At 63.5% G+C, this 25,755-nt stretch carries 21 protein-coding genes; 8 read left to right on the top strand and 13 right to left on the bottom strand.

Annotated elements, in window-relative coordinates; all coding sequences use genetic code 11:
• Positions 1 to 16 precede the first annotated feature (16 nt).
• Positions 17 to 1,549, top strand: a complete 1,533-nt coding sequence (locus MF606_RS03005; RefSeq protein ID WP_240232171.1) for a sensor domain-containing diguanylate cyclase — start codon at positions 17 to 19, stop codon at positions 1,547 to 1,549.
• 9 nt (positions 1,550 to 1,558) lie between these two features.
• Here the strand turns inward: MF606_RS03005 and MF606_RS03000 are convergent, their stop codons facing one another.
• The 10 genes from MF606_RS03000 to MF606_RS02955 all read right to left on the bottom strand — a co-directional run bounded on the left by MF606_RS03000 (position 1,559) and on the right by MF606_RS02955 (position 12,998).
• Entirely contained in the window at positions 1,559 to 2,464 is a 906-nt protein-coding gene (locus MF606_RS03000) for an ABC transporter substrate-binding protein (RefSeq protein ID WP_240232170.1), read from the bottom strand.
• A gap of 14 nt (positions 2,465 to 2,478) precedes the next feature.
• On the bottom strand, positions 2,479 to 3,447 hold the full coding sequence (locus tag MF606_RS02995; RefSeq protein ID WP_240232169.1) for an ABC transporter substrate-binding protein: 969 nt from the start codon (positions 3,445 to 3,447) through the stop codon (positions 2,479 to 2,481).
• Positions 3,448 to 3,466: 19 nt separating this feature from the next.
• Entirely contained in the window at positions 3,467 to 4,291 is an 825-nt protein-coding gene (locus tag MF606_RS02990) for an ABC transporter ATP-binding protein (RefSeq protein ID WP_240232168.1), read from the bottom strand.
• A gap of 11 nt (positions 4,292 to 4,302) precedes the next feature.
• Positions 4,303 to 5,373, bottom strand: a complete 1,071-nt coding sequence (locus tag MF606_RS02985; RefSeq protein WP_240232167.1) for a FecCD family ABC transporter permease — start codon at positions 5,371 to 5,373, stop codon at positions 4,303 to 4,305.
• A complete protein-coding gene (locus MF606_RS02980) occupies positions 5,370 to 6,467 on the bottom strand; it encodes an iron chelate uptake ABC transporter family permease subunit (RefSeq protein WP_240232166.1) in 1,098 nt (365 codons plus the stop codon). The genes MF606_RS02985 and MF606_RS02980 overlap by 4 nt, the downstream gene beginning before the upstream one ends.
• A gap of 18 nt (positions 6,468 to 6,485) precedes the next feature.
• Positions 6,486 to 7,364, bottom strand: a complete 879-nt coding sequence (locus MF606_RS02975) for a siderophore-interacting protein (protein ID WP_240232165.1) — start codon at positions 7,362 to 7,364, stop codon at positions 6,486 to 6,488.
• Positions 7,365 to 7,421: 57 nt separating this feature from the next.
• Positions 7,422 to 9,272: a glycosyltransferase family 2 protein gene (locus MF606_RS02970; RefSeq protein WP_240232164.1), complete on the bottom strand. Its 1,851-nt coding sequence runs from the start codon at positions 9,270 to 9,272 to the stop codon at positions 7,422 to 7,424.
• 277 nt (positions 9,273 to 9,549) lie between these two features.
• Positions 9,550 to 10,551, bottom strand: a complete 1,002-nt coding sequence (locus tag MF606_RS02965; protein WP_240232163.1) for an Hsp33 family molecular chaperone — start codon at positions 10,549 to 10,551, stop codon at positions 9,550 to 9,552.
• Positions 10,552 to 10,744: 193 nt separating this feature from the next.
• A complete protein-coding gene (gene argF / locus MF606_RS02960) occupies positions 10,745 to 11,677 on the bottom strand; it encodes an ornithine carbamoyltransferase (protein WP_240232162.1) in 933 nt (310 codons plus the stop codon).
• 121 nt (positions 11,678 to 11,798) lie between these two features.
• Complete coding sequence (locus tag MF606_RS02955; protein ID WP_240232161.1) at positions 11,799 to 12,998, bottom strand: aspartate aminotransferase family protein; 1,200 nt, start codon at positions 12,996 to 12,998, stop codon at positions 11,799 to 11,801.
• 370 nt (positions 12,999 to 13,368) lie between these two features.
• Here MF606_RS02955 and MF606_RS02950 point away from each other — a divergent pair, with 370 nt between their 5' ends.
• Complete coding sequence (locus tag MF606_RS02950) at positions 13,369 to 13,935, top strand: GcrA family cell cycle regulator (protein ID WP_240232160.1); 567 nt, start codon at positions 13,369 to 13,371, stop codon at positions 13,933 to 13,935.
• 180 nt (positions 13,936 to 14,115) lie between these two features.
• Here the strand turns inward: MF606_RS02950 and MF606_RS02945 are convergent, their stop codons facing one another.
• Positions 14,116 to 15,369 (bottom strand): ATP-binding protein, encoded by a 1,254-nt coding sequence (locus MF606_RS02945; RefSeq protein WP_240232159.1) that lies wholly within the window; start codon positions 15,367 to 15,369, stop codon positions 14,116 to 14,118.
• A 114-nt stretch (positions 15,370 to 15,483) separates the two neighbouring features.
• Here MF606_RS02945 and ppk2 point away from each other — a divergent pair, with 114 nt between their 5' ends.
• Entirely contained in the window at positions 15,484 to 16,341 is an 858-nt protein-coding gene (gene ppk2 / locus MF606_RS02940) for a polyphosphate kinase 2 (RefSeq protein ID WP_240232158.1), read from the top strand.
• A 156-nt stretch (positions 16,342 to 16,497) separates the two neighbouring features.
• On the opposite strand, the gene MF606_RS02935 is transcribed toward ppk2, so the two are convergent.
• Positions 16,498 to 17,331 carry a MurR/RpiR family transcriptional regulator gene (locus MF606_RS02935; protein WP_240232157.1) on the bottom strand — a complete coding sequence of 278 codons (834 nt, stop codon included), beginning with the start codon at positions 17,329 to 17,331 and terminating at the stop codon, positions 16,498 to 16,500.
• A gap of 102 nt (positions 17,332 to 17,433) precedes the next feature.
• Between MF606_RS02935 and MF606_RS02930 the strand changes: the two genes are divergently transcribed.
• The 5 genes from MF606_RS02930 to MF606_RS02910 all read left to right on the top strand — a co-directional run bounded on the left by MF606_RS02930 (position 17,434) and on the right by MF606_RS02910 (position 24,110).
• Positions 17,434 to 18,204 (top strand): N-formylglutamate amidohydrolase, encoded by a 771-nt coding sequence (locus MF606_RS02930; protein ID WP_240232156.1) that lies wholly within the window; start codon positions 17,434 to 17,436, stop codon positions 18,202 to 18,204.
• A gap of 32 nt (positions 18,205 to 18,236) precedes the next feature.
• Complete coding sequence (locus MF606_RS02925; RefSeq protein ID WP_240232155.1) at positions 18,237 to 19,745, top strand: amino acid permease; 1,509 nt, start codon at positions 18,237 to 18,239, stop codon at positions 19,743 to 19,745.
• Positions 19,746 to 19,904: 159 nt separating this feature from the next.
• Positions 19,905 to 21,266, top strand: a complete 1,362-nt coding sequence (locus tag MF606_RS02920) for a glutamine synthetase family protein (RefSeq protein WP_240232154.1) — start codon at positions 19,905 to 19,907, stop codon at positions 21,264 to 21,266.
• A gap of 150 nt (positions 21,267 to 21,416) precedes the next feature.
• Complete coding sequence (locus tag MF606_RS02915) at positions 21,417 to 22,799, top strand: aldehyde dehydrogenase family protein (protein WP_240232153.1); 1,383 nt, start codon at positions 21,417 to 21,419, stop codon at positions 22,797 to 22,799.
• Positions 22,800 to 22,955: 156 nt separating this feature from the next.
• Positions 22,956 to 24,110: an iron-containing alcohol dehydrogenase gene (locus tag MF606_RS02910; protein ID WP_240232152.1), complete on the top strand. Its 1,155-nt coding sequence runs from the start codon at positions 22,956 to 22,958 to the stop codon at positions 24,108 to 24,110.
• 112 nt (positions 24,111 to 24,222) lie between these two features.
• Here MF606_RS02910 and MF606_RS02905 read toward each other — a convergent pair whose 3' ends face one another.
• Entirely contained in the window at positions 24,223 to 25,704 is a 1,482-nt protein-coding gene (locus MF606_RS02905; protein WP_240232151.1) for a mannitol dehydrogenase family protein, read from the bottom strand.
• Between the last annotated feature and the right edge of the window lie 51 nt (positions 25,705 to 25,755).

Raw genomic sequence — 25,755 nt, 5'->3', positions numbered from 1 at the left:
GACGCTGGGGCTCATCATGCGCGGGAAGACGCAGACCGCGTGGCATATGCTGATGCTGGGCGTGGCCGCGGCTTCGGTGACGGTCCTGGCGATCGCCCTGCTGCCCCAGGACCTGATGATCAATGCCACCCGCACCGTGGCACTGCCCATCGTGGTGCTCAATATCGTGGCCACGACGCTGGCGGGCATGGTCTATCTGCAGGCCCGGCGCCTGTCGGCCGAGCGCGACCTGCTGGCGGCGGCGCTCGCACAATCGCCCGACTATGCCTATGTCAAGGACGGGCACGGCCGGTTCACCGCGGTCAACAATGCCACATTCACGCTCCATGGCTTTGCCAGCGCCGACGAGATGATCGGCAAGACCGACTTCGACCTCACCACACCCGAGCGGGCCGCTGCCCTGCTGGAGCAGGAACTGACCGTGCTGGCTTCGGGCGTCCCACTGCTCGACTTCGAGGAAGAGCTGACCAACCGAGCGGGCGAGCAATGCTGGTACTCCACCGCCAAGGTGCCGTTGCATAACAATTATGGCGAGGTGATCGGGCTTGCCGGGGTGACGCGCGACATCACTACCGAGAAGCGCCTGCAACGGGAATTGACGCAAAGCCGCGATACGCTGTCGTTTGCGCTCGAGGAAATGTCGGATGGCCTGGCCATGTTCGACAGCGGCGGTTACCTGCTGTTCTGTAACGAACAGTATCGCGACAGCTTCCCCTATAGCGGCAGTGCAAGGCAACCGGGCGCGCATATGGCTGATATCCTGCGCGTGGTGGTGGAAACGGGCGAACAGATCACCGTGCCGCGCGATAATGTGGAGGGCTGGATCGAGCAGATCGTCGCCAACCTGCATCGCGAAAGCGAGGAGGAGGTCAACCTCTTCGATGGGCGCTGGCTGCAGATTCGCACACGCCCGGCCAGCAATGGCGCGACGCTGGTGGTGGTGACCGACGTGACCCGGATCAAGCAGGCTGAGGTGGCCCTGCACTCGACCACGGACGAACTGAAGCATCTGGTGCGGACGGACGGGCTGACGGGCCTGCTCAACCGGCGGGCCTTCGACGATGTGCTCGATGGCGAAATCCGTCGCACAGGCCGGGCTGGCACGCCGCTCAGCCTGCTGCTGATCGATGTCGATCACTTCAAGGCCTTCAACGACCATTATGGCCATCCGGCCGGCGACGATTGCCTGCAGCGCCTCAGCCAGGTGCTGAAGACAAGCCTGAAGCGCCCGGCCGACACGGCGGCGCGTTATGGCGGCGAGGAATTCGCGGCGATCCTGCCCGATACGGACGAAGATGGGGCTTATCTCGTGGCCGAGAGTTTCCGCCGGGCGCTGGCCGATATCGGCATCACGCATCGTGGCGGTGACAAGGGGCATGTGACTGCCAGTGTCGGCGTCGCCACCTACATGCCGGACAATCTACGCCGCAGCGCGCCTGAACTTATCCAGGCCGCCGACGAGGCGCTCTATAGCGCCAAGGCCGCCGGGCGCGACCGGGTGTTCGGGCGGCGGGTCACCAGCGAGCAGAAGCGCTACGCCGGGCATTAGGCGCCCTGCTCAGGCGAGCATGCCGTACAATTCGTCGAGCAGGCGGGCGATGTGCATGGCGGTGTAGACGCCACCGAAATTGGTGTTGCCGACGCGGCCCAGCACCTTGCCTGCGGCGACGGCCGGCAGGCGTGGCCAGGTTGCCTGGCTGGCTGCGCGGTCGAGCCCGTCTTCGGCATGAAGAACCAGCAGGATGCCGTCGACGGCGCCCAGGATGTCGCCGAACTTCTCGGGACTGACTACGTTGCCCTCGACTGCCGGAATGGTCTTGGCCCCGAGATCGGCCATGACCTGCGGTTGCAGCAGGCTCATGTCGGCCTGCAGGTAGATGGTGCCGTCGGTCCAGGGCTGCACGACGGCGATTGACCGGGACGCGATCTGGTCGGCGCGGCGGTGCTTGATATCGGCGATCAGCGCGTCGTATTCGGCCAGGACATTGTCGGCGGCGCCATCGCGGCCGGTCCAGGTGCCAAGGCGGGCAAGGATATCCTTCCATGGCCATTTGTAGTCGGGTGGCAGCACCGGAGCGATATCCTTGAGCCGGCCAATCGGCCAATAGTCGCTGTCGGGATCGCCGACATCGGTGCAGATGATCAGGTCCGGATCGAGCGTAAGGACCTTTTCGAGATCGGGCATCTCGCCGACAAAAGCCAGGCCTTCGGGCACCGGCACCCACTGCTCCGGCGCGCCATAGGCGTGGCCGATCACCGGCAGGCCGAGCGCCAAAGCCGGCTCTAGGTCGAGACGGCTGTCGACGGCGATGACGCGCTGTGGATCGACCGGAATGTCGTAGCTGCCCAGTGAGGTGGTGATGCTGTGCATCTCCTGGGCGAGGGCAGCCTTTGGCAGCAGGCCGGTCAAGGCGAGGCCGGCAGCACCGGCGCCCAAGGCGCGTCGCGAGAGCTTGATGGGCATGAGGCGTGTCCCTGTCAGTCCGAGGTGGTTGCCGGATCGCCGTCGAGGGCGGTTGCGAGCAAGGGCGCGAAGCGGCCGGTGACGTAGTCGATGGACAGCGGGGTCTGGAACCAGAGCGCCGCAGCCAAGGGGCCTCCCGGATCGGGCCATACCGAGCGCCCTTCCTTGGCCATGCGCAGCGTCTGGTAGATCGGCAAGGCCTCGATCTCTTCGCGCGCGCCTTCCGGCCAGATGACCACATCGAGATCGGCCAGCTTGAACTGTTCGAGGCTGAGATAGATCCAGCCGGAGTCATCGGCGAGAGCATCGAGTTCGGCGGGGAAGCTGAAGCCGAGCCCGGCCAGGAAGCGCGATGTCGGCAGTTCCGAACTCCAGAGCGCGATCTGGCCATCGCGCAACGCCGCCATGGTCGCTCTCTTGCCAGCGAATTCGGGGTGGGCAGCGGCGATTGCGGCGGTATTGGCCTCGACGTCGGCGATGACCGCCTCGGCCTTGTCGGTGCCACCGGAAGTGGCGCGGTCGATCTGACGAAGCTGGTCCTGCCATGGCGTGCCCCAGAGCGGAAACTCGGCCGGCTGGGTGACGACAGGCGCGATCTGCGACAGCCGGTCATAGGCCTCGTCGCTGATGTCGGCGAAGATGGCGACGATCAGATCGGGGTCCTGGTTGAGCACCCATTCATAGTCGAGCTCGCGCGGGCCGACCGATGGCGTCGCGCCGAGCGCGGCCCGCTCATCCTCGGCCCAGGGCCAGGTGGCGTAAGGCTGTTCGCCCCACCATTCGGTAACGCCGACCGGCGCCTTGCCCAGGGCATAGAGGAAGTCCTGATCGTTGAGGCCAAGGGCAACGATGCGTTGCGGCGGCGTCTCGATGACCGTCTCTCCGTGAATATGGCTGACGGTCACGGGGAAGTTCTGCGCCGTTGCTGGCGACGCGACAAAACCTGCCCCGATCAGGAGCATGGCAAGATGCAGCGGCTTCATGGTGATCCTCTACTTCGTCTCAGGGCTGGGGTGTCGATCCGCGCGGAATGACCAGCGGGGTGTGGGCGATGGGGTCGTCGATAATGATGCAGGGCAGGCCAAACACTGCTTCGACCAGCTCGGCCGTCACGATCTCGCGCGGCGGGCCCTCGGCGATGACGGCGCCGTCGCGCATGGCGATGATGTGGCTGGCATAGCGGCAGGCGTGGTTGAGATCATGCAGCACGGCGACGATTGTCTGGCCGTCGCGGCGATTGAGGCCTTCGAGCAGTTCGAGCAGCTCGATCTGGTGGGTGATGTCGAGGAAGGTGGTTGGTTCGTCGAGCAGCAGAAGCGGGGTTTCCTGCGCCAGCACCATGGCGACCCAGACGCGCTGACGCTGGCCGCCTGAAAGCTCGTCGACAAGGCGATGGGACAGCTCGGTGACCTTGGTCGCCTCCATGGCTGATATTACGGCTGCCTCGTCTTCGCGCGACCACTGGCGCAGCAGCTTCTGGTGCGGGTAGCGGCCACGCGCGATGAGATCGGCGACGGTAATACCCTCGGGGGCAATGGAGGTTTGTGGCAGAAGGCCCAGGCGACGAGCGACTTCCTTGGCCGGATACGAGCCAATGGCCTGCCCGTCGAGTACCACCCTGCCCGCGCTTGGCTTGATCAGGCGCGACAGGGCACGCAACAAGGTGGACTTGCCGCAGGCATTGGCGCCGACGATGACGGTGAAGGAGCGGTCGGGGATGGAGACCGAGAGCTCTTTGGAGATCACTCGGTTGTCGTAGCCGATAGTGGTGCCTTCGGCGAAGAGGCGCGGCTCGCCGGCACTGAGGGCGGGATCGTGTCGGTTCATGGGCTTATCCATTATTGCCGCCGCGCTTCGCGCAGCAGCAGCCAGACGAAATAGACGCCGCCCAGGCTGACGGTGACGATGCCGACGGGCAGTTGCGTCGGCGCGAAAGCGCGTTGCGCCAGATAGTCGGCTGCGGCCAGCAACAGAGCGCCCATTGCCGCCGCCGGCAGCATGGCGACGCCGGCAGAGCCGGTGATACGTCGCGCCAGTTGCGGCGCGGCAAGCGCGACGAAACCGATTGGGCCCGCGGTCGCGGTAACCGTGGCGGTGAGCGCCACGCCGAGCACCAGCAGCGCCAATCGCGTGCGCTCGGCATTGACGCCGAGCGCGCGGGCTGCATCGTCGCCCAGCTCGAGTTGGGCCATGGGCCGGCTCATCAACAGGGCGAGCGGGATCAGCACCGCCAACACCAAGGTGGCGGGCCCCAGCCGATCGAGCCCCAACCCGTTGAGAGAGCCGGCCCCCCAGATGGCGGCAGCCATGGCCACTTCGAGCTTGGCGCGCAGCAACATCCAGGTATTGAGGGAATTGAGCATGGCGGAAACGCCGATGCCTACGATGATGAGGCGGAAGCCCTGCACGCCACGGCTATAGGCCAGGAAACAGACGAGAAGCGCGGTGAGCAAACCGCCGAGCAGTGCACCACCGGCCACCAGATAGTAGCCGCCCTGCATCAGAATGATGATGACGAGCGCACCGCTATATGCGCCGGCATCGAAGCCGATGACGTCGGGGCTGCCGAGGGGATTGCGAGTGAGCGACTGGAAGATGGCGCCGCCAATGCCCAGCGCTGCGCCCAGGACCAGCGCCAGCGCCGTGCGCGGCAGGCGCCATTCGACCACCACCATGTGGACGCGCCCTTCGGCCTGCCCGAACAGCGCCCCGACAACGTCGGGCAAGGGCACCTGATACTCGCCGCTGGCCAAAGTGATCAAGGCAATGGCGAGCGCGAGGGCAAGCAAAACCAGGCATACCGTGACCGTTCTGACATCGACACGATGGGAAAGCGCATCGCCAAACAGGCGGATGGCCCGAACGGGCCGACCGAAATCGATGGGCTTGGATTGCTCGATGAGGCTCATAGTCCGCTCACCCGGCGGCGGCGCGCCAATGCGATCAGTACCGGGGCGCCGATAAAGGCGGTCACAATGCCCACCTGCAGCTCACCCGGACGCATGACCAGGCGGCCGACGATATCGGCGGTGAGCAGCAGCACCGGCGACAGCACCACAGTAAAGACGAAAATCCAGCGCTGGTCCGGCCCGACGATCCAGCGCGCGACATGCGGGATCATGAGACCGACGAAACCGATCGGCCCGGCGGCTGCCGTCGCAGCGCCGGCCAGCAAAGTGGTCGCAACCACGACAAAGGCGCGCGTGCGGACGATGTTGGCGCCGAGGGCCGAAGCCAGATCGTCGCCCAGTGCCACGGCATTAAGTGGGCGCGCCATGGCCAGGGCGATGATAAGGCCGATGCCAATGAAGGGGGCGACGGCCCATATGGTTTCGTAACCCGGCGCCACCAGCGAGCCGGCGCCCCATTGGCGCAGGCGGTCGAAGGTGGTTGGATCGAGCAGGGTGATGCCCGAAGAAATGCCTGATAGCACCGCGCCGATGGCGACGCCGGCAAGCGTGAGGCGCACGGGGGTTGCCCCGGCGCGGCCGACGGACCCGACGGCGTAGACGGCAAGCGTGGCGACAACGGCACCGAAAAAGGCGAACCAGATATAGCCCTGGATCGAGCTGACGCCGAAAAAGCCGACGGCGATGACGACGAAGAAGGCCGAGCCGGCATTGACCCCCAATATGCCGGGATCGGCCAGGGGGTTGCGGGTCAGCGCCTGGATCAATGCGCCGGACATGCCCAGAGCGACGCCGACCAGCAGGCCAAGCACGGTGCGGGGCATGCGCAGGGCCTGGATGATGGCGTGATCGTCGCTATCATCATAGGCGAAGATGGCTTCGAAGACGGTGGAGACCGGAATATCCTTGGAGCCGATAGCGATGCTGGCGACCACGACGGCCAGCAGCACGGCGAGCGCCAGCAGCAGCCAGCCGAAGCGGGCGGCGTTGGACTGGGCCAGGCCGGGGCGCTTCTCTTCCTGCCGGGCCAGATCCTGGCTCGTCGCCGCTGTCTGTTCGTGGCTCTGGCTTATGCCAACCGCTGCGGCGGTCATCGGTGCGTTCTCCTCTCGCTAGAGCCCGAGCTTTTCCAGCGTCTGCTCATACTCGTCGCGCACTTCCTCGCGGTCGCGGTCGGAATCCCAGGCAGCATCGATCCTGGCCTTGATGGAGGGGTCGAGGGCGTCCCACTTGGCGTCCCATTCTTCGCCATTGGCAGTCCAATAGCCAACGAGTTCGTAGCGCTCGGGCGCGAGCTTGAGCTCCTGGCGGACGAATTTGCGGATGGCCCGCACCACCTTCTGCTCCCCAGCGACCCAGACATAGCCCGGCGTCGCCGGCAGGGGTACGGCGCGAACCACCTCGCCCATGCGGCTGGGGGCAACGCCATTGCCGGATCTGTGCAGCCAGGTAACGGTAGCGCCGGGATGGGCGGGCAGAACCTGCTCGTGCTCGATCTCGGCTACCTCGACAAACACCCGCGACTGCACGTGCCTGGGCGTCTGCTCCAGCAGGCGTGACAGCGCCGGCAGGCCGGTGGCGTCTGCGACCAGCAATTGCCAGACGATGTCGTCGGGCGGGGTATAGAGGCCACGCGGATTGTTGATGGTGATGCGATCGCCGGGATTGGCGCGCTGGGCCCACTCGCTGGCCAGCCCACCATCATGCACGACGAAGTCGATATCCACTTCGCCGGATTCCTGGCGGAAGCGGCGGACGGTATAGGTCGAGCAGCGGATGGCGTCCTGACCGTCGGGATAGGTCCAGCGCCCGTCCTCGGTGATGACAGGCAAATGCAGCTTGCCGGTTTTCTCGTTGGGGAAGAACAGGCGCAGATATTCATCACCGATGCCGGTGGTTTTGAACTCGGCCAGGCCGTCGCCGCCAAAGGTCAGACGCACCATGCCGGGGGTCAGATGGCTGCGGGACAGGACGGTGGCTTGGTGGAACATCTTGGTCATCCTCAGCCGTTTCAATCCACGCGGTGCTATATATTATGATCTGCCCAGTCAAGTATTGAGCGTCACCTCCTCGCGCGATGGCTGACGAGCGGCCCTTCCTGGAGCGTCAGACAAGGGCTTGTGCGGCGACTTGAACCAATAGAACGGCCGCGTCAGCAGTTCGTGAGCGGCCCGGATCGTCGCAAGGCCGATCAGCAGCCAATAGACGGGCAACAGCAGCTGAGAGGACAGCAGGTCCCTACCGCCCAACCGCACCAGGCCGAGCACGGTCATTGCCAATGCGCTGCCATAGCCCAGGCCAAGCATGGCCAGGTAGAGCAGGGTCCAAATGGCGCTGTCCATAATCGCCATGCCCGATAGCCAGCGGACGGAGAGCAGGAGCAGGAAGCTGCAATGCAGAATCGGCGCGATGATCATACCAAGCATCAGCGCCTCGAAAACCAGCATCGCGCGCAACCCCATCTCCGAGGCCAGCCGGCCGGGATCGCGATTGTGCACGACAAAGGTCTGCATCCAGCCCTTCATCCAGCGCGTGCGCTGCCCCAGCCAAGGCAGCAGGTGGGTGGGCGCCGTTTCGCGTGTTACCGAAGCCAGCATTTCTACCCGCAGCCGGCGGCGTGCCAGACGCACACCCAAATCGGCGTCCTCGGTGACGTTGTATGCGTCCCACCCGCCCAATTCCCGCAGCGCCTTGATGCGGAAATGGTTGGACGTTCCGCCCAGCGGCATGGGCAAACGCCACTGCGCCAAAGCCGGAAGCAGGACCCGAAACAATCCGGCATATTCTCCGGCAAACAAAGCCGTCAGCGGGTTTCGCCTGCCATTGTCGATCACCAAGGGCGCCTGGAGACAGACCACGTCCTCCGCGCCGCGAAAGCGCAGGGCAGCCTTCCACAATTGGTCCGGTTCTGGCAGGTCCTCGGCGTCAAAGACCACCACATACTCGCCACGGCAGAGCGGCAGTGCAAAATCGAGAGCCTTGGGCTTGGTGCGCGGCGCGGTGTCCGGCACCGCAATCAGCGAAAAGCGCGGATCACCCAGACCGGCGCGCACAGCGGCAAGGGTGTCGGTCGAGCATGCCTCGACCACGAATTTGATGTCGAGACGTTCGGCTGGATAGTCCAGCGCCTGCATTGCAGCAAACAGCTGCGGCACCATCGCCACCTCGTTGTGGAGCGGAATCAGCACAGAATATTCGGGCAATTCCTCATCGGGCGGACGATGCGTGTCCGATGGGCGACCAAGCGGGGTGAAGATGGCGGCGAGCCGGATGCATGCAGGTACGATCAGTATCAGGCAGGCCACCGGCAAGAGCCACATTTGCGCGATGAACGGAGCGGATAGCAGGCCGGATACCAGCAAAGCAAGGGCGCCCACAAAGCCGTACCGGGCCAGCTTGGTGAGTTCGAGATGGGCCGACGCATACGGCCAGCGGCGCGCCAGATTCTGCCGCGCCGCATCGATCAGCGCCGGGGCCGCAGCATCGGCCAGATATTCGCGCAAGGCCGGCTCCGGTACAAAAAACAGAAGGTTTCGAAGCCGCGGCGTCAACGCCAGCTTGTGTTTGAGCCGGATGACCTCGAAAAAACCGGGTGCGGTGAAGGCCACTTCGCGATCCAGCAGTTGGACACGAAACATCCGAACGCTGGCCAGCGCCTCCAGGGTCGTCGGTTGCACCTCCCCTTTCACCCCTTGCGGCACGCGGTCGTAGAAGGCGTAGCCGGCCCAGGCGGCCGCGCGCTGCATTACCAGGTCAGAACCCAAGCCAAGTGTGGCAGCGCAATAGAGTAGAGGGTCGACCTCGCGTTGAAGCGCAAGGTCGAGAACGCGACGGGCAGCGGCAGCGTCGGCGCAGGCGTTGCCGAGAACCGCGCGGACCAGATCGACCGCATCGGACATCGGGGCCACCTAAGGCCGGGCCGGAAAGAGCTCCACTCGTCGTCGCGATCGGAAGCGACATAGCAACATCAAAGGATTAAGCTCCGCCTGCCCGCGGATGCCGTTCATTCTCATCGCTGCCCCCCTGTCGAGCTGCCCCTCGACGAAAGCGATATTCTAGAACTGACAGCAGGATAGCTCAGTTCATAGCGATCGTGGAAGGGGGATTCTCGCTCGATACGGCGGATGTGCAAACGGCCGCCCGAGGGCGGCCGCCGCTCGCTTCAACCAATCCGGTTCAGTGCTTGGCGTCGAACTGGTGCGGATTGAAATGGTAGGCCGTGGAGCAGAACTCGCAGACCACTTCGATTTCGCCATCCACCGCCATTTCTTCGCGGTCCTCGGCGGTGAAGCTGGTGGCCAGCATGGCCTCGATGCGGTCAGCCGAGCAGGAGCAGCGCTCCACCATGGGCAGCGGCGTGAACACTCGTACTCCGGTCTCATGATAGAGCCGGAACAGCAGGCGTTCGGAGGTCAGGTCCGGATCGGCCAGTTCGAGATCGTCCAGCGTCGCCAGCAGCGTTCGGGCTTCGGTCCAGCCATTGGCCTCCTCGAAATCGGGGTCGACCATATCAGGATTGTCGAAATTGCCGTCGCCGGGCAGGTCGGCCATGTGCGAGAGGCCATGCTCGGGCAAATGCTGGATCAGCACACCGCCGGCGCGCCAATGAGGGCGATGGTCGCCGCGACGAGTGAACTCGGCCACAGCCAGGCGGACCTGGGTCGGGATCTGCTCGGACTGCATGAAATAAGTGTGCGCCACCTCTTCCAGCGAATGGCCGTCCAGCGCCACGATGCCCTGATAGCGTTCGGTATTGGGGCCCTGGTCGATGGTCATGGCCAAGTGTCCCTTGCCGAGCAGTTCGCCCGGCTTGGTGCGCCCTTCCTCGGCCGCCTTCACCAAAGCGTCGTGGTCGAAGCGGGCATAACCGCGCAGCCCATCGGGCGCGTCGAAGTCGACAACCAGCAGGTTCACCGGACCATCAGTCTGGGTCTGCATGATGAAGCGACCCTCGAATTTGAGCGAGGAGCCGACCAGCGCAGCCAGCACCACCGCCTCACCAAGCAGGCGGGCGACGGGCGCGGGATAGTTGTGGCGGCTAAGGATAGTGTCGAGCGCATCGCCCAGCCGCACGGTGCGGCCGCGGGTATCGAGCTTGTCCAGCGTGAACGGCACGACGGCGTCATCGCCGCTTTCCGGCCGGTCGAGCCCGAGGGCACTCATCAGGTTCTCGGTCATAGCAGTCGTATCCGTCGTCATTCTTCTGGCTTTCTTGAGGCTAACCCCTCAAGGCGAAACGTGCCACCGACACAATGTACAAATCACTGCGTCATTCCGCGAAAGCGGGAATCCCCCTGGTCTGCAAGGGAGATTCCCGCTTTCGCGGGAATGACGCAGTGGGCGTATCGGTTGGCATAGGCGCTGTGGGCGCCTAGTTCACGTTGACCCCAAGGGCCCAGCACAGGATGGCTTTCTGGGCATGGAGGCGGTTTTCGGCCTCGTCCCACACGACCGATTGCGGACCGTCGATTACCTCGTCGGTTACCTCATCGCCACGGTGGGCGGGCAGGTCATGCATGAACAAGGCGTTCTTATCCGCCAAGGCCATCAAATTGGGGTTCACCTGGTAGGGTTTCAAGACCCGGCGGCGCTCGGCGATATCCACGTCACCCATGGAGACCCAGGTATCGGTGATGACGAGATCGGCGCCCTCGACCGCCTCGCGCGGATCTTCGATCAGGCGCACATTAGCGCCGGCGCGACGGATATCCTCCATCAGATCCTTTTCGGGGCTGTATTCCTCGGGCGTGGCGATGGTCAGCTGGCACTCGAAGAGTTCGGCGGCATTGACCCAGGAGTGCAGCACATTGTTGCTGTCACCCACCCAGGCGACCTTGGCGCCCTTGATGTTGCCGCGGTGCTCTTCGAAGGTCATGAGGTCGGCCATGATCTGGCAGGGGTGCGCCCGGCGGGTCAGGCCATTGATGACCGGAACAGTCGCGGCCTCGGCCAGTTCGAGCAGATCGGCGTGGCTCAGGATGCGGATCATGATGGCATCGACATAGCGGCTCATCACCTTGGCGGTATCGCCCAGAGTCTCCTCGCGTGACAGCTGCATTTCCTGGCCGGACAACATGATGGTCTCGCCGCCGAGCTGGCGCATGCCGACGTCGAAGCTGACACGGGTACGGGTGGACTGCCGCTCGAAGATCATGGCCAGCACCTTGTCCTTGAGGAGCTGGGGCCGATCGCCGGCCTTGAGGCGGGCCTTGAGCGAGCCGGCGGCATTGAGCATGCCGCGAAGTTCGGAATAGTCGAAGTCGTCGATAGAAAGAAAATGCCGTGGGGTGCCGGTCGATGTCATGGGCCGGGTTCCTTTATGGGACTATGTTCAGTGAATGCGCGCGCTTTCGTCCTCCGCCCCTAGGGGCGGAGGGAACAGACCGCGTCGTCGCCGACCATAGTAGCGAACGCTCAATTTCATCTCAGCCAACCGCTGGAACCGAAGCCGTTTCAGCCTCGATGGCATCGAAGGCGGCGCCGATCTTGGCGACCGCTTCCTCGATCTCGGCTTCGGTGACGATCAGCGGCGGCAGCAGCCGCAGCACGTTGTCGCCAGCGCCGATGGCCAGCATGCGGTGATCGTCACGTAGCCGGGCGACGAAGTCGCGCACCGGCGGGGTAATCTTGATGCCCGCGAGCAGACCCTTGCCGCGCAGTTCGAGCACGTAGTCGGGGTATTTCTGCGCCAGTTGCTGCAGGTGCCAGGCAAGCTTCTGGCCCATCTGGTTGGCGTGATCGATGAAGCCTGGCGCCAGGATGCGATCGAGCACGGCATTGCCGACAGCCGTTGCCAAGGGATTGCCACCATAGGTGGAGCCGTGGGTGCCCGGGACCATCGAGGCCGCAACCTCGCCCTTGGCAAGGCACGCGCCGAGCGGGAAGCCGCCACCAATAGCCTTGGCCACGGCGACGATGTCGGGCGTGATGCCGCTCCACTCGAAGGCGAAGAAGCGGCCGGTCCGGCCATAGCCGCACTGCACCTCGTCGAGGATGAGCAGCATGCCGTTGTCGTCGCAGAGCTTGCGCAGGCCCTGCATGAACTCATTGGTCATGGCGGTGACGCCGCCTTCGCCCTGCACCGTCTCGATCAGGATGGCGCAGGTTTGTGGCCCAACGAGCGCCTTGACGGCTTCGAGGTCGCCTGGGGCGGTGTGCTTGAAGCCGGGCATGGGTGGGCCGAAGCCTTCGAGGTAGCTCGGATTACCACCGGCGGCGATGGTGCCCATGGTGCGGCCGTGGAAGGAGCCGGTGAAGGCGATGATCTCGTAGCGATCGGTCTCGCCTTTGGCCCAGAAATAGTGCCGTGCCGTCTTGATGGCGCATTCGAGCGCTTCAGCACCGGAATTGGTGAAGAAGACGGAATCCGCGAAAGTGGCCTCGACCAGCCGCTGGCCGAGCTTTTCCTGCTCGGGAATGGTGAAGACGTTGGACGTATGCCAGACCTTTTCGGCCGCCGATTTCAGCGCCGAAACGATATGGGGGTCGCCGTGACCCAGGGCGTTCACCGCGATGCCGGAATGGAAATCGAGATAATCTCGGCCATGCTGGTCGTACAGTCGCATGCCCTCGCCCCGCTCGAAAGCGAGGTCGGACCGGGCGTACGTGCCGTAGAGCGCAGACATGGATTATTCCTTCTGAATTTTCGGGGTTGAGAGGAGGCTAGGCGGCTTGCGTGACAATAGCGCCACAAAAACCAAAAACGCGCTCGTTGCGCAGCGCGTTTCTGTGGCCGAGTTAGGCCAATTTTGCCAGATAAGTCAATGATCACGGCCCAAGCCCCTGATTTGACTCAGGGATTGTTAGGGCAATTTTAACCAGTGGATTTACGGGGAAAGTCGCCCCCGACTCTTGATCCCGATTCCACCGATGGCGTAAACTCAACGTCATTGGGAACACGATATCTCGTGTGGCGGACCCACTCAACATACGACGCCTAGCGTTTGATGGTTGCCATGGCCATTTGGCAGCGCAATGAAGGATTCTGTTTTGACGATGGATTCAGGAGCACAATCGGCGGGCTGGACTGACGAGCGCGTCGAGACTTTGAAGAAGCTCTGGATGGAAGGTCTGAGCGCAAGCCAGATCGCCGGCGAGCTGGGCCAGGGCGTGACCCGCAATGCCGTGATCGGCAAGGTGCATCGCCTCAAGCTTTCGGCCCGCGCCAAGCCGACCAATTCAGCGCCGCGCGCCCGTCCGGCCGCTCGCCCCGCGCCACGCCGCGTGGCCAGCCCTTCGGCTGGCATGTCCAATATGGGTGGTGGCGCTGCCAAGGTGCGCCAGACCATGTCGCAGCCGCGCTCGATCGGCGCGACCGCGCTGGCGCATGATCCGCAGATGGAAGCCGAGCTCTATGTGGCCCCGACCGTAGCAGAGCTGTTCATTCCTGAGGACAAGCGGCTCAACCTGCTGCAGCTTAACGAGCATACCTGCAAGTGGCCGATCGGCGATCCGCTCAGCAAGGACTTCTATTTCTGCGGCCAGCATTCGCTGGAAACCGGCCCCTATTGCGAGTTCCACTCGCGCCGGGCTTATCATCAGGTCGACAAGAAGCGGCGGTAATCGTCGCAAGCAGGACTGAAAGAGGGCGCCGATGGCGCCCTTTTTGTTCGCGTGACAGTCGCTTCTATCAGATCGCCCGTCGCCCACCGCGCGTCACCGTCGGGCTTGATCGAGTTTGTGAATCGTTCGTGCTGTTGCCAATCCGATTGGCAGCGGCGAGACGGAGCATCGCGATTCCGTCTAAGGCAAAAACACGTCCACGCGCATGCCCTCGCCGGGCTTGCTCTTGATGCTCATCTGGCCGCGATGGCGGTTGACGATGTGCTTGACGATGGCGAGGCCGAGGCCGGTGCCCTTCTTCTTGCGGCTAGCGTCGGCATCGATGCGATAGAAGCGCTCGGTGAGGCGCGGCACGTGCTCGGGCTCGACGCCGGGGCCGTGATCGATGACAGTCACCTGATGCTGGAAGCCGGGGCGGCCGGACGGCGCCAGGCTCAGTTCGACGAATTTGCCACCGGCGCCGTATTTGATGGCGTTGTCGAGCAGGTTCTCGAACACTTCATAGAGCTGACTGCGGTCGCCCGTGGTGGTCGAGGGGCCCTCGAAGAGGCTGAGGCGAATTTCGACGTCGGCCGCCTTGGCCTGCATCATCAGACCCTCGCGGACTTCACGCAGCAGCCCGGCCAGATCGATGGTGCCGGTGGGGCGCACATGCTGGTGCATTTCAATGCGCGACAGGCTCAGGAGGTCGTCGATGAGCTTGCTCATGCGCTCGGCCTGGCCGCGCATGATGCCGAGGAATTTCTCGCGCGCCGCCGCATCCTTTGCCGCCGGGCCAAGCAGGGTATCGATGAAGCCGAGCAGCGAGGCGAGCGGCGTGCGTAGCTCATGGCTGGCATTGGCGATGAAATCGGAGCGCAGCGCGTCGACGCGCTTGAGTTCGGTCAGGCTCTGGAAGGTGACGATGAGCTGGCGCCCCTCGTCGGCGAACCAATCGACGCCGGGCCGCTGTAGCGGAGCGACGACCACCTTTTCCCAGGTCTCGGACGGCACGGTTTCGTGCAGCTCGATGCTGCGGCTGGCGCCGGTGCGATTGGCGGTTTCGATGGCCTGCACCAGTTCGGGATTGCGCATGGAGAAGGTCAGCGGATTGCCCGAGGTAACGGCCGGAAACTGCCGCCGGGCCGCTGCATTGGCATGCAGTACGACGCCGCGGCGATCGAGCACCAGGCAGGGATCGGTCAGCGCGTCGGCGAAGGTATTGACCGAGGTATCCGCTGCGATAACGAGCCGGGGCGTCTCCACCGTCTGGGTGACCGTGACCACGCCTGTCGGCAGCACGGCGACGCCGGCCACCACCGCCAGAAAGCCGACAATGGCGGCGACGATACCGAGATCACCAAACAACACCAGGCCGCCGAACACGCCGGCTATGCCCGCCAACAGGCTGGCCTGCGCGACCAGGCGCGACAGCACGACGTTCAGACGAGGCATAGGTTGTCGGGAGCTGGGTTCGTCCATTTTGTTTCTAGAATCAGGCCTTTGCCATGCCCCTTGCACATGGGGGCGCCTCTATAGCACGGTAGAGATGACAACGGAGCGACACCTGTGACTGATCCCTTTCACGGCTTTGATCTCGAAAATCCTGAACTCCCCAAGGCCATCAAGAAGCACGCCATGGAGTCGGGCGGCTACCCTTACGAAGATAAGCTCGATAGCGAAATCTATGAAGCACAGATGTATGCGCTGCAAAAGCAGCTCGTGCTGCTGCAGGCGCATCTGGCCAAGAGCGGCGAGCGGGTGATGATCGTGTTTGAGGGGCGCGATGCCGCCGGCAAGGGCGGCACGATCAAGACCTATCTCGAAAATCTCAACCCGCGCTACAACCTCATCGCGGCGCTGCCCAAGCCGAACGACCGGGAAAGCACGCAGTGGTATTTCCAGCGCTATGTGGATTGGCTACCGGCCGCGGGCGAGACCGTGCTGTTCGACCGTTCCTGGTATAACCGGGCCGGCGTTGAGCGGGTCATGGGCTTCTGCACGCCCGAACAGACCGAGCACTTTTTGGAAGAAGCGCCGGAGTTCGAGAAGCGGATCACGCGGGATGGCATCCACTTCTTCAAGTTCTGGCTGTCGATCGGCCGGGAGATGCAGCTCAAGCGGTTTCATGATCGCCGCCACGATCCGCTCAAGGTGTGGAAGCTGTCGCCGATCGATATCGAGGCGCTCGGCAAGTGGGACGCGTATTCGGTGGCTCGCGACGAAATGCTGAAGCGTACCGACAGCGCGCATGCGCCCTGGACGGTGATCCGCGCCAACGACAAGCGGCGCGGCCGCATCAATGTGATCCAGACCGTGCTCGAGCGGCTGGATTTTGCCGGCAAGGACAAGAAGGCAATCGGGGACATTGATCCGAAGATCGCGCTGAGCGCTGGGGATTTTCTGGCGATGAAGAAGACGGATTGAGGGCGCCGTAGGAAGAACGAACCCTGCCGCGATCACAATCGCTTCCCGCGGACTTGATCCACGGGTCTCTCTCACATGGCGCAAGCGGCGAGTGACCCGCGGATCAAGTCCGCGGGAAGCGACGGTGCGTGGGAGAGATGGGGCTACCCGGCGCGCTTACCCCCGCTCAATACTCCCCATGCGCTTGCTGGCGGTAGCCCAGCTCAGTTCCGTGGTCCGCGCTATCACCGCCTCCACCAGCGTGAACAGTGATCCATTGGCGTCCCAGGTGCGGTCCGTTTCGGTGCGGCAGGGGAGGACCAGTTTGGCGAAGCGGCTGACCGGGCTCATCCATTCGTCGGTGATGAGGACGATCTGGGCACGCCGCGCCGCCAGTTCGGCGGCAACCTCGACGAGACTGTCGTCATAGCGGCGGACGTCGAAGATGATGGCGAGATCGCCCGGTTTCACGTCGATCAATTGATCAGCCCGCGTGGCCGGCCGGCCGTCGAGGCGGCGCACACCCTGACGAACGAGCCGCAGGTGCGCCTCCATATAGCCAGCGAGGAAATCGGTGAAGCGCCCGCCGACCAGATGGCAATTGCCCTTGGCCTCGGCCAGCCGCTCGCAGACCGCCTCGAATTCGGAGGTGGGGATCAGCCCGGCCGAGCCGCGCAGATTGGCGATGGCCTGGGTCACGAAGCGATCGAGAAAATTCTCGTCGGCGCCGCCACCCGCGTGGTGCTGGCTGCGTTGGAGGGGCGACTTGGAGCGCTCTTCAAGCTCGTCGCGCAGGGCACGCTGGAAATCGGGATAGGATTTGTAGCCGAGCTGGGAGACGAAACGCAAAACGGTGGCCGAACTAGCGCCGGACTGTTGCGCGAACTCGGCGACAGGCGCCAGGCCCAGCGTCGGATAGGAACCAAGCAGGCCACGGGCGGCGCGTTTCTCGGCGGCCGTGAGCCGATGGATGGCCTCATGGATGCGCCCGGCAACCGACTTTCCCTCCATCGCGTCTTCCACATTCCTCTGAATTTATGATTTCAGCATTGACAGTTTTTGCAGTTGTGGAACTACTGTTACAGAAGTTAATCGACCATGCGTAGGGGCTAAGTGGACGTTAGCGGCGAAAAATCGGTTCTGGTCAGCAATGTACGCGGGGCTTCGCCCTTCGTGATCGTCTGCGACCACGCCAGCAACCGCATTCCGGCCAAGTATGGCGACCTGGGGCTGAGCGCCAGCGAGCGGCTGAGCCATATCGCCTGGGACCCCGGCGCACTCGCGGTAAGCCGTCACCTCTCCGAAGTGCTCGATGCGCCGCTGGTGCAGTCGACGGTCTCGCGGCTCATCATCGATTGCAACCGCGACCTCAACGCACCCGACCTGATCTGGACGCTGTCGGAGGCCACCCGGATCGCGGCCAATGAAGGTCTTGACGCCGAGGAGCGCCAATACCGGATCGACCGCTTTCACCGGCCTTATCACGCCGCGATCGAAACGCTGCTGGAGGCACGTCGTCAGGCCGGACAGGAGACAATCCTGGTGTGCATGCACTCGTTTACGCCGATCTATCATGGTGTGGCGCGGCCCTGGCCGATCGGGATGATTCACGGCGTCGACCAGCGGTTCACCCGGGCCGTGTTTGATGCACTCGCCGCCGAAGACCCGGAGATGAATCTGGGCTGGAACGAGCCCTACGCTGCGCTCAATGGCGTGACGCTGACGCTCGAAAAGCATGGCGATGGTCGCGGGCTTGACGCTACCATGATCGAAATCCGCAACGACGAAATTCTCGAACCCGCCGGGGTGGCCGCATGGTCGAACCGGCTGGCCCGTTGCCTCAACGCGGCGCGGCAGGCGCGCAAAGGGGCAATGGCAGTCTAGACCACATTGGGGCTTAACCAGGGGACGTGACTATGGCTGAGACAAAGAAGGTCGGCAGTGTCGCCTATGCGACGCGCGACAAGGACTATTTCGAGAAGCGCGGACTGCAACGCTATGCGGGCATCTGGTCACTGTGGGCGCTTGGCGTCGGCGCGGTGATCTCGGGCCACTTCTCGGGCTGGAATTTCGGCTTCATGACGGGCGGATGGGGCGGCATGCTCGTCGCCGCCGGCATCATCGCCATCATGTATCTGGGGCTGGTGTCATCGATCGCCGAAATGAGCCCGGCGCTGCCGCATACCGGCGCTGCCTATTCCTTCGCGCGCACCTCGATGGGCCCATGGGGCGGCTTCATTACCGGGTTGTTCGAGAATGTCGAATATGTCCTCACCCCGGCTGTCATCGTGACCTTCATCTCGGGCTATTTCGGCTCGATTACCGGCATGGATACGGCGCTCTATCCAATCCTGTGGATCGTGTTCTATGCCGTGTTCCTGGCGCTCAACATCTATGGCGTGGCGCTCAGCTACAAAGTGACGCTGGTCGTGACCCTGATCTCTCTGGGCGTGTTGGTGGTGTTCTGGATTTCGGCGATCACACACATGGATTTTGGTCGCTGGGCGCTCAATATCGGTGCCGGTCCGGATGGCAAGGCCGTCGAATTGCCCGAGGGCAACGGGGAATGGTTCCCCTTTGGCTGGCAAGGTGTGTTGGCGACCCTGCCCTTCGCCGTCTGGCTGTTCCTCGCGATCGAACAGGTGCCGCTGGCCGCCGAGGAATCGGTCGATCCCAAGCGTGACTTGCCGCGCGGCATCCTTCTGGCCTTCGCCACGCTGGTGCTGTCGGCCTTTATGATCGTGCTGCTCAACCCCTCGGTGATGGGCATCGGCAGCTTTGCGCTCGGTTCCTCGCTCGAACCGCTGCTCGACGGCTTCCGTGCCATCTATGGCGATGCGGGCGCAACGGTACTCGGCATCGTGGCGTTGACCGGCCTCATCGCCTCGTTCCACACAATCCTCTATGCGCAGGGCCGCCAAGTCTATTCGCTCAGCCGCGCCGGCTATTTCCCGTCGGCGCTGTCGGTGACGCACAGCGCCTACAAGACCCCGCATGTCGCGATGATTTCGGGTGCCTTGTTGGGCCTGGTCGTCATGCTGGTCATCTGGTTCGTCAATGGCGGGGGCGGCGGTGGCGAAACCCAACTGGGCGACGACATCATCGGCGTGGTGCTGCTCAACATGGCGGTGTTCGGCGCGATGCTGAGCTACATCATGCAGGCACTGAGCTTCATCATCCTGCGCCGCAACCAGCCCAATATCGAGCGGCCGTTCCGCTCGCCACTGGGCATTCCCGGCGCCGTGCTCACCATCATCATCGCAGCCGTGACGCTCTTCTACCAGTTGCAGGACCCGAACTTCTTCAAGGGCGTGATCTGGGTGGTGTTGTGGTGCGCCGTGGGGATTGCCTACTTCGCCGTTATCGGCCGCCACAAGCTGATCATGTCGCCGGAAGAAGAGTTCGCGCTAGAGCACAAGGCGTAGGCAAAGGAGGGCGCGGTGAAACACTGCGCCCTTTCTATCCACGCAGGCCGGAATCCATGCGGTGACCCATCCGGTGCTGGATGTAGCGGAGCACTCGGACATGGATCCCGGCCTTCGCCGGGATGACCCGGTGGGAATGACGACAATGAGGAGAATCCAATGCCCTACACCCTTGCTGAACTGCGCAAAGACGTCGCTGCGGGCGCCATCGACACGGTGCTCGTCGCCTTCCCCGATATGCAGGGGCGCATGATCGGCAAGCGCCTGCAGGCCGAGTTCTTCCTCGAGACGGCCAATGACGAGACGCATGGCTGCGATTATCTCCTGGCCGATGATATCGACATGGAACCGGTGCCCGGCTACGAGGCGGCCAATTGGGGCAAGGGCTACGGCGATTTCGTCATGAAGCCCGATCTCACCACGCTGATGAAAGCCACCTGGCTCGAAGGTACGGCCATCGTGCTGTGCGACCTCAGCGACCACCACCACCATGAGCCCGTCGCGCATAGTCCGCGCGCCATCCTCAAGAGGCAGCTCGATCGGCTCGCCGCCATGGGCTATACGGCCAACGCCGCGACGGAGCTCGAATTCTACCTGTTCGATGACGATTACCGCACGATCGCCCAGAAGGGCTATCGCAGCGCCCAGACTGCCGGCGACTACATTCAGGATTACCACATCTTCCAGACCACCAAGGAAGAAGGCGTGATGCGGGCGCTGCGCAAGCATCTGCAGGCATCCGGCATTCCAGTGGAAAGCTCCAAGGGCGAATGGGGCCCGGGGCAGGAAGAGATAAACGTCAAATATGCCGACGCCCTCACCATGGCCGATCGTCATGTAGTGCTCAAGAACGCCACCAAGGAAATCGCATGGGCCCAGGGCAAGGCCGTGACCTTCATGGCCAAGTGGGATTTCGGCCTCGCGGGATCATCGAGCCACATCCATATGTCGCTGGCCGACAAATCGGGCAAGCCGCTCTTCGCCGACGGCAAGGGCGATCGCGGCATGAGCCCGCTGATGCAGCATTTCATGGCCGGGCAACTGGCCTATGCCCGCGAGATCACCTATTTCCTCGCGCCCTATGTCAACAGCTACAAGCGCTTCCAGGCCGGTACCTTCGCGCCGACCAAGGCGATCTGGTCGCCGGACAATCGCACCGCCGGCTTCCGTCTCTGCGGCGAGCACAGCAAATCCATCCGCGTCGAATGCCGCATAGGCGGCGCCGATCTCAATCCCTACCTTGCCCTGGCCGCGCTGATCGCGGCCGGTATCAAGGGCATCGAGGATAAGCTGCCGCTGGAGCCGGCCTTTGTCGGCGACGCCTACACCACCAAGAAGCTGCGTGAAATTCCCAAGACCCTGCGCGAGGCCACCGATACGCTGCGCAAGTCCAAAATGCTCAAGGATGCGTTCGGCGAGGCGGTGGTGGGCCATTACGTGCATACAGCGGAGTGGGAGCAGTTCGAGTATGATCGCCGGGTGACCGACTGGGAACTCAAGCGCGGTTTTGAACGGAGCTAGACTGCGTCACGAGGAGGTTTTATCCCTCCCCACCGTCATTGCCGGGCCCGTCCCGGCAATCCATTTGATACCTCCACGCGCGGCACGATGGATTACCCGGACAAGCCGGGTAATGACGCGGTGGAGGAACTAGACCAAGAGGCCAAGAACATGACCGAGACGGTCAAAATCATCTCGCCCATCGATGGCAGCGTCTTTGCCGAGCGCCCAATGGCCTCCGCGGCCGAGATCAACAGCGCCATCACTCGCGCCAAGGCTGGTCGAGCGGCCTGGGCCGCAACGACCATTGCCGAGCGGCAGAAAATTCTGACGCATTTTGTCGATGCGCTGTTGTTGATGAACGACGAGATCGTGCCCGAGCTGGCCTGGCAGATGGGCCGCCCGATCCGTTTTGGCGGCGAGAAGCGCGGTGTCGAGGAACGCAGCCGCTACATGATCGAGCTGGCCGCCGAAGCCTTGGCGCCGTCGGTCAAGCCGGAGAAAGAGGGCTTTACCCGCTACATTACCCGTGAGGCGCTGGGCACCGTGATGGTGATCGCGCCGTGGAACTATCCGTTCCTCACGGCGGTCAATTCCATTGTGCCGGGGCTGATGGCCGGCAATTCGATCATTCTCAAGCATGCCAGCCAGACGCTGCTGGCCGGCGAGCGCTTTGCTGCCGCCGCCGAAAGCGCGGGTCTGCCGGCCGGGCTGTTCCAGAACCTCGTGCTGGGCCATGCCGATACCGAAAAGCTCATTGCTTCAGGGCAGATCGACCACATCAATTTTACCGGCTCGGTCGAAGGCGGTCGTCGCATCGAGAAGGCCGCGGCGGGCACATTTGCGACGCTCGGCCTCGAGCTCGGCGGCAAGGATCCGGCCTATGTTCGCGCTGATGCCAATCTCGACAACGCGGTCGAGAACCTGGTGGATGGCTCGTTCTTCAACTCGGGCCAGTCGTGCTGCGGCGTCGAGCGCATCTATGTACATGAAAGCGTCTATGGCAATTTCGTCGAGCGCTTCATCGAGAACGCCAAGGGCTGGACGCTGGGCAACCCGCTCGATGCCGATACTATTGTCGGCCCCATGGCGCGCGGCAACTTTGCCGACCACGTCCGCCAGCAGACCGAAGAGGCGCTGCGCGGCGGCGCGACGCGGCACCTTAATTCAAGGCATGAACTCGACAAGCCGGGCTCGCCCTATCTGGCGCCGGAGGTGCTGACCAACGTCAATCACCAGATGAGTGTGATGCGCGAAGAGAGCTTTGGCCCGGTGGTCGGCATCATGAAGGTGGCCGACGATGCCGAAGCCATCACGCTGATCAATGACAGCCCCTATGGGCTGACGGCATCGATCTGGACGGAAGACCTGGACACGGCGGCCAAGCTCGGCGGCAGCATCGAGACCGGCACGGTCTTCGCCAACAGGTGCGACTATCTCGATCCGGCGCTGGTCTGGACCGGGGTGAAGGATACCGGCAAGGGCGGCGGGCTAAGCGAGATCGGCTATGCGAACCTGACCCAGCCCAAGAGCTATCATTTGAAGCGGGTGTGAGTTTCTGGGGAACACAATCCACCCCATCGTCGTCACCACCGGGCTTGTCCCGGTGGTCTATGTCACCGCCAACGCGATCCAGCGATGGATTGCCGGGATAAGCCCGGCAATGACGGTGGTGGAAGGGCCAGCGGCCCGAGTAAGCAAGAGGCCAAAATGACCAAAGCCAACTGGAACTACCCAACCGCAGTCAAGTTCGGTCCCGGCCGTATCGCCGAGCTGCCCGAAGCGCTCAAGTCCGCTGGTATATCCCGGCCGTTGCTGGTCACCGATGCCGGGCTGGTCAACCTGCCGGTCACCCAGAACACCATCGCCTTGCTCAAGGCGGCCGGTATCCCGGTGGGAGTCTTCGCTGATGTGAAGCCCAACCCGATCTCGGCCAATGTCGAAGCCGGCATCAAGGTGCTGCGCGATGGCGGCCATGATGGCGTCATCGCCTTTGGCGGCGGGTCCGGGCTCGATGTCGGCAAGGTCATTGCCTTCATGGCCGGGCAGACAAGGCCGATGTGGGATTTCGAGGATATCGGCGACTGGTGGACCCGCGCCGATCCCAAGGGGATTTTTCCGATCGTCGCCGTGCCGACCACCGCCGGTACCGGCTCGGAAGTCGGCCGCGCCGGGGTTATCACCGACGAGACGACCCACACCAAGAAGGTCATCTTCCATCCTTTGATGATGCCCAAGGTGGTGATTGCCGATCCCGAACTGACAGTTGGCATGCCCAAATTCATCACTGTGGGCACCGGCATGGACGCACTGGCCCACTGCCTCGAGGCCTATTGCGCGCCGGGCTATCACCCGCTGGCCGATGGCATCGCGGTGGAAGGCATTCGCCTCGTCATGGAAAACCTGCCCAAGGTCCATGCCGATCCGAACGACGTCGAAGCGCGTGGCCACATGATGAGCGCCGCCGCCATGGGTGCGACGGCGTTCCAGAAGGGGCTGGGCGCGATCCATGCGCTCAGCCATCCGGTCGGGGCGCTTTATGACACGCATCACGGCATGACCAATGCCGTGTTCATGCCCTATGTACTGGCGGTCAACCGCACGGCGATCGAGGCGCGGATCGCCCGGCTGGCGGCTTATATCGGTTTGGCGCCGAGCTTTGAGGCCTTCCAGCATGCGGTGATCGGCCTGCGCATGCGGCTCGACGTGCCGCATACGCTGGCGGAATTCAAGGTCGATGGGAGCAAGCGCGATCTGATCGGGGATATGGCGATTGTCGATCCGACCGCGGGCGGCAACCCGGTGGAACTGACCAAGGACCGGGCGCTGGAGATATTTGATCGAGCGATGGAGGGGCGGGTTTAAGCAAGGATACCCCCTCCTAACCTCCCCCTGAAAAAGGGGGAGGAATCTGCGCGGCGGTCGTGGCGGTATGTTGCCAGAAACTGGATCGGTCCCTCCCCCTGTCAGGGGGAGGCTAGGAGGCGGTACCCTCTTCGACCACTTCCTTGACCGCCTCTTTCACCCCGACCTCAAACAGCTCATCGAGATGGGTCGCCACCGTCTCGCCAAACGCCTGGCTCCCCGGCAGATCGCTGCCGAACACTTCCGCCAAGCCCACCAGCCCCTCATAGAGGGCCTCGGCGTCATCCCCGGCATCGGCGGCAATGGCCATCATCCGCATGGCCAGCGGATCGCGGACGTCGATGTTTTCGCCCTTCTCGTCGATGCCGACCACGTAACGCATCCAGGCCGCGACTCCGAGGCCCAGGCGATCGAACGGCTGGCCGGATTTGAGACGGTCACGGATAGTGCCGAGCAGGCGCTGCGGCAGTTTTTGCGAGCCGTCCATGGCGATCTGCCAAGTGCGGTGCTTGAGCGCCGGATTGCGGAAGCGCTCCAGCAATTGGTCGCGATAGGCGGCGAGGTCGACGCCGGGCATGTCGAGTGTCGGCATGGCCTCTTCGGTCATCAGGCCGTGGATGAGCTTGACGAAATCGGCATCGCCCATAACGTCGGAAATGTATTCATAACCAGCAAGATAGCCGAGATAAGCCATGGTGGAGTGGCTGCCATTGAGCATGCGCAGCTTCATGCGCTCGAAGGGCTCGACGTCCTCAACCAGTTGCGCGCCGGCCTTCTCGAAGGGCGGGCGTCCCTGTGGGAAATGGTCCTCGATCACCCATTGGGTGAAGGGCTCGGTCATGATCGGCCAGGCATCTTCCATGCCGGTGAAGCCGGCAAGGGTGGCGCGGTCCGCATCGGTGGTAGAGGGCACGATGCGGTCGACCATGGTGCCGGGAAAGGCCAGCGTGCTGACATACTGTCCCAGATCTGCTGACATCATGCTGGCATATTTCTGCACAATGCGCTTCACCGTGGCGCCATTGCACGGCAGGTTATCGCAACTCATCACCGCAAACGGGGCGATGCCCGCCGCCTTGCGACGCGCCAATGCCTCGACCAGGATGCCGGGCGCCGATCGTGGTGCGGTGGGATTGGCGAGATCGTGGACGATGTCCGGGTGACGCTGATCCAGTTCGCCCGTCGCCGGATCGTGGCAATAACCCTTCTCGGTCACGGTCAGCGAGACGATGCGGATTTGCGGGCTGGCCATCAGCTCAAGCAATTCCTGGCGCTCGGTATTGGCGTCGAGCACTTTGAGGATGGAGCCGATAATGCGCGGATGGGTGCCGGAGGCGTCACGCACGGCGACGGTATAGAGACCGTCCTGTGGTTCCAGCGCCTCCTTGGTATCGGGCCGGCGCAGGCTGGCGCCGATAATGGCCCAATCGGGATTGTCCCGCAGCAGGTCGTCGACATAGACCGCCATATGGGCGCGGTGGAAGGCGCCGATGCCTAGATGCACGATGCCGGGTGTGATCTGGCTGCGGTCGTAGTTCGGCACGGCGACGCCGGCGGGGGCATTGGCGAGGATAGCGGCGCTGAGGCGCGTCATGTCAGTCTCCGGCTCAAAATCGGCGTCACCATAGGGCCTTCACAACTTGTA

This window comes from Devosia lacusdianchii, from assembly GCF_022429625.1.
Lineage (GTDB): Bacteria > Pseudomonadota > Alphaproteobacteria > Rhizobiales > Devosiaceae > Devosia > Devosia lacusdianchii.
The sequence above is the reverse complement of the archived record's forward strand: the minus strand, read 5'-3'. Positions and strand labels throughout refer to the sequence as shown.